Source organism: Staphylococcus sp. GDX8P54P (assembly GCF_017893165.1).
GTDB lineage: Bacteria > Bacillota > Bacilli > Staphylococcales > Staphylococcaceae > Staphylococcus > Staphylococcus borealis.
The window spans coordinates 1-1,647 of sequence record NZ_JAESMM010000076.1; the positions used below are offsets into that span (position 1 = coordinate 1).

Below are 1,647 nucleotides of genomic sequence, written 5' to 3' on the forward strand. Positions count from 1 at the left end.
AAGCTGGGAGTGGACGACGAATTCAAAAGAATTCTGTCCCGCTCCCTTTTCCTACGATTAGTCAAGTACTTATCATTAAAATAAGCATTACTTAACTAAACCGTTCAATTTGAATTTTTTGAATAAGGTGTTAAACTATATCTGATTATATATTTGGCTAATGAGGGGCCATTTGATAATCGTACATTTTCTGGTTCGTTACTAGAAAATGAATTGTTTTTAATAATCGATTTATACATGCGATGACGGCAGTCTTATGAGGTTTCTCATTAGGCTGCTTTCTTAGTTTGTAATAATAATCGACAATATGATTATCATAATGATGTTGTCCCCTTAGAATATTCATAACCACCCAAAATAAAAGTTTTCTCGCTTTTTTATTACCACGCTTGTTGATTGTATCTCTACTGTGTGTCCCACCTGATTGATATCGTTTGATATCAATACCTACATAAGCATTGAGTTGTTTATTTGATTTAAAGCGTGTAATATCACCAATTTCTCCAATTATCATAGCTGCACTCAGCTTACCAATACCAGGTGTCGAAAGGATACTTTCAAAACAATCAAGTTGTTGTGCTAATTGAATCATGTCCTTATCTAATTGCTTAAGACGCTGTATAGATGATTTTAATTGTTGGATAAGTAAGCGTCCTTTTTCAACTAGAAACGAATGTCTATCGACATTGGGGTAACTTTCTGAAGCAATATTTACTAATTGATGTGCATAATTTTTGGCTTTGCCCGTTGATAGACCTTTGTCTGTAGAATCCAATATATGTGTAATAAGTGTGTCTTCATCTAAATCAATAACCATATCTGGATGCGTAAAAATTTCTGCGATATTGAGTGCAATAATTGAATATCGATTACTAAATAATTTTTCTAAACCAGGAAATGTTTGATGTAATAGTTCAACAATCTCAACCTTAAGACGATTTTGGTCATTATCAATTTCTAGATGAAAACGAGCACGTTCTCTTAATTCAAAGAATATTGAATCATGTGTAGTAGAGTTGTCCATTTGTCCTAGATTCGGCGCTAATTGAGCCAATTTGTGAGCGTCAGCCTGATCTGTTTTCCAAGATCTTAAAGAACTAGTTCTAAATTTGGCTTCTAATGGATTCATTTCAATATACTTCACATGGTTAACCTGACAAAATTGAACTATACCTCTTGAATACACACCGGTAGATTCAAATATAAGTTGAGGTTGATCAAGTTTTTTTAAGTATTTAAGTAACTGATTATAACCATTTTTATTATTCTGAATTGTAAATTCCTTTTGGAATTTATCTTCAAAATAATGTGCGATGACGCTCGTTCTTTTACTAATATCAATGCCTAAATAATCCATGAAATTCCTCCTTAATTGTTTTGAGAAGCTGAAACTTTACTTAACCTTTCTCATTTCACTTTCCTCTACACGGCTTCAAGAGCCCAACATACTACAAACGAATTTCAAAAGGCGAGAGTAAAGCTGACTAGTTTTTTAATACGGATTTAAAATCCAAGGGAGCGCACAGTCTACTTCTCTCTACAACTATAAAAAATAGCTGTGAAAAAATCTATCGTCATAGATTTCTTCACAGCTAATCTTAGTATGTTTTATAAAAGGCAATTCCTATAACACTCTAATAGGAATTG

General features: G+C 32.7%; 1 protein-coding gene. It reads right to left on the minus strand.

Annotated elements, in window-relative coordinates; translation table 11 throughout:
• Positions 1-157: 157 nt before the first annotated feature.
• The gene (locus KA909_RS13220; protein ID WP_210130321.1) at positions 158-1,357 is read right to left on the minus strand and encodes an IS110 family RNA-guided transposase; all 1,200 of its coding nucleotides are present in this window, start codon (positions 1,355-1,357) and stop codon (positions 158-160) included.
• Between the last annotated feature and the right edge of the window lie 290 nt (positions 1,358-1,647).

Excerpts from the sequence above, each read along its gene's own strand:
- KA909_RS13220 (WP_210130321.1), bottom strand. The coding sequence starts at position 1,357 with ATGGATTATTTAGGCATTGATATTAGTAAAAGAACGAGCGTCATCGCA.